Genomic DNA, 3505 nt, shown 5'->3' with positions numbered 1-3505 from the left:
AACAGGCAGCAGTTAGACTTTAGTCTAATGCGAGTAAACTAACTGGGTGAACATCTGATTCCGTAGTTAAGGAGCCTCTGATCAAGTCATGAATTTTGACCTTGCCGCCAGAATACGCCATTTCTGCGATGCAAATCCTCGCATAAAGAACGCTTGGAGCGTTCTTCGCGCCAGCCCTGAAGGGGTGAAGCGCAGGGATGCGCTGAACAATAGCGCTGCTATTACGTGCGATTCGCGCCTTGAACTGACGCATTCTGATCGGCAATCTCTTCATCCAGACTTAATCAGAAACTCCTAAATCTTTGACTTCAGTTTCAATGACTGATCAAATCAGTTTCATGCCAACATATATCATTATTGCTGACGACCACCCGCTGTTTCGAACTGCACTAATCAGCCTGCTGACACGCTTGCCTGAGGAGTTCATTATCGACGAAGCCGACACATTCCAGGACCTGATTGACCTGTTGAAAACCAAGGTCATCCAGCCCGACCTGGTACTGCTGGACCTGAAACTGCCAGACATAAATGGTCTGGATGGACTGCTTAGCCTGAAGAAACGCTACAGCGAATTACCGGTTGCGGTCATTTCAGCCTGCGATGAGCGCAGTATTATCAAGCAGACAAGACAGTACGGCGCCAGTGGCTTCATCTCCAAGAGCATGGATATTGACTCCATGACAACGAGAATCATGAAAATCCTTCAGGGCGACCTCTGTTTTCCGGATTGCAGTGATGCTGATTGCAATGAAAAACTGGTGAAGGGCTTTAAGGATCTGACCCCCGTACAGATGAAGGTATTGCATCTGCTCAAAGAGGGAAAACCGAGTAAAACCATGGCAGACAGCATGGGCGTGACAGAAGCGACCATCAAGGCCCACCTGACCACCATTTTCAGGAAACTCGGGGTACGCAATCGCACCCAGGCAGTCATCGCGGCAAATCAGCTCGAGCTTCCAGACGTAATCCAGCCAGATGCGGTTCAACCAGATCAGTCGTAACCGCTACCTCACATAAGACTGTAGCACCGAGCGCAACCTTGCCGGCCCCAGGGGCTTAGCCAGGAATTTGAAACCGGCCTGCTCTACTTCAGACCTCAACTCCTCACTCTGTTTGGCTGTTGCCAAAATGCCAAGGAAATCCTGGCTGACTTCACGCCGGTACAGCTCGAGCAATTCGAGGCCATTGGCACCCTCACCAAGCTGGTAATCCATCAGTATCACGTCAAACTGCTTGCCTGCCGCAGCCATGATCCTGAACTCCGTAATGCTTTCGGAAATGGTCACATCGACGCCCCAACGCTTCATCAGGTCATGTGTGGCATTAAGGAGGAGACTGTCATCATCGATATAGGCGACACGCAGACCGGCAAGGTCGCCAACCGAGCCTGTATCAACCACATCAGGTGACTGAAATGCCTGTTTACCAGCTAATGGAATGAACAGTTTAAACGTACTACCATGGCCCGGACATGAACGCAGACGCAAATAATGCTGCAACAAGTTGGCTGCTCGCTGACAGATTGCCAGGCCCAGACCGACACCTTCGACCGAGCCATTGTCCAGCTGCTTGAAAGCCTGAAAAATCTCCTGCTGCCTCTCCTCGGCAATACCATCGCCACTATCGCGTTCTTCAATAACAAGCTGCCCTGCCTGCTGCCGGCATAACACCATAACTGCGCCCTGCTTTGTGTAACGAATCGCATTGGCCACAAGATTCTGCAGCAGACTCATCAGCAGGGAACGATCTGAACGGGTCAGGTAATTGGTCGGCAATACACGCAACTGTAGCCCTTTTTGTTCAGCACGAGGAGCAAACTCGTTTTCAATCGAAGCAAATAACTCTTCCAGGGGAAACTCATCCAGTTCAGGCGTCAGAAGACCTGAGTCCATACGAGAAAGATAGAGCAATGATTTAAGCAATGATTCAGCGGTAATGATCGCATTGTAGGCATTGTCAGCCATGCTGAATTTATCCGCATCACCAGACAGGTCTTCCTTGAGCGCACCCATGTAGAGCTTGGAGGCTCCCAGCGGCTGAATTAAATCGTGGCTGGCAGCAGCCAGAAAATGTTTACGTGTATCGAGGAGTTCTTCGAGCTGCTGATTGACATCGGAAAGCATTTCGGTTCGTTCAAGCACCTTCGCTTCCAGGGTTTCATTAATCGCTGCCAGGTGTTTTTCAGCCTGTTTTAGCGGCGTGATATCCGTATAGGTTGTGATATATCCGCCATCCGGCATATGTGCTCGACGGATAACATCCTTCACCGGTTTACCAACACGGATAAAACCTGCTTCATACTCAAATAAATCGATATATTGGCGATTCCAGGCAATCAGGCTCAAGTCCTTGTCAACAACACTGACTGCCTCATCAATATGATCGAGCGTGACCTGCAACAACTCACGATTGAATTCTATCGCCTGCCCGGTCTGGTCAATAAACTCATAGATCCCTTTCCTGGATGCCGGTTGCGGCAGTGCTAATGAACGGATCAGGGAACTGGCTGTGGCCATACCGATACTGCTGGCAAGCAACCTTTCTGCCAGTAAGGTGAACTGGCTACTCGCAATTTTTTTCGAATAAGAGCGGTCTATTTGATAACCAAAGCGGGAAAAATATTCGCGGCTGCGTGCTTCACCGGTAAATCGGCTGCACAGCTCAAACAGGTCACCCACCTGGAATGGGTAGTCTTTCTCGGGTTGATTAAAGCTCTCACCCTGGTCGATATAGACTGCTGCCTGTAATCGATCCACCACTTTGTGATGAGAGCGCAACGAAATAAATATATATAAGAGCGTGTTTAACAGCAGGCTCCAGAATACAGCATGGGTCAGCGAGTCAGACATCGCATAACCAAATAGCGCCTGCGGATTGAAAAGCGACTGGCTGTTATTGAGCAGCTCAATATAAAATTCCGGCATCCATGACTGGCCGGACAGCGTCGGTAACAGCAAGCTGTAAAACCAGATCAACATACCAATCAGCAAACCGGCTATTGCACCGTTTTTATGTCCACGATACCAGTACACCGAACCAAGAAATGACGGTAAAAACTGGATTGCCGCCGCAAAGGAGACCAGCCCGATACTTTGCAGGGAACGCTCAGTACCTCCAACTGCATAGAATACATAAGCCAGTAGTAAAATCAGCAGAATAGTTGCGCGCCTGATAATCAACAGTGAGTGATACATCTGCTGTTCGGAATCGGATCTGAAAAAACGCACCAGTACCGGAACAATCAAGTCGTTGGACACCATGGTACTCAGCGCCAGCGTTGCCACGATGACCATGCCGGTTGCTGCTGAAAATCCACCCAAATAAGCGAGTACCGACAGCAGGTAATTGTCCTGGGACATAGGCAACAGTAGTACGTACAGATCGGCATTTTGCCCGCTGCCGATAATCATCAAGCGTGTCTTTGATCTCGTGATGTAAAACGGGACATCCAAGTCTCCCTTTTACACTCGATCTTCGACAGCCTTTATTGCCCCGGACGCCCTGC

General features: G+C 49.6%; 2 protein-coding genes. One reads left to right on the top strand and one right to left on the bottom strand.

From position 1 onward, the window contains the following. Positions 1–338: 338 nt before the first annotated feature. A complete protein-coding gene (locus BOW51_RS09985) occupies positions 339–1001 on the top strand; it encodes a response regulator transcription factor (RefSeq protein WP_167367324.1) in 663 nt (220 codons plus the stop codon). Between the two features lie 3 nt (positions 1002–1004). Here the strand turns inward: BOW51_RS09985 and BOW51_RS09980 are convergent, their stop codons facing one another. Next, positions 1005–3410 (bottom strand): hybrid sensor histidine kinase/response regulator, encoded by a 2406-nt coding sequence (locus tag BOW51_RS09980; protein ID WP_078477585.1) that lies wholly within the window; start codon positions 3408–3410, stop codon positions 1005–1007. Positions 3411–3505 lie beyond the last annotated feature (95 nt).

Origin of the sequence: Solemya elarraichensis gill symbiont (assembly GCF_002021095.1) — a bacterium.
Classification (GTDB): Bacteria; Pseudomonadota; Gammaproteobacteria; order Chromatiales; family Chromatiaceae.
The sequence above is the reverse complement of the archived record's forward strand: the minus strand, read 5'-3'. Positions and strand labels throughout refer to the sequence as shown.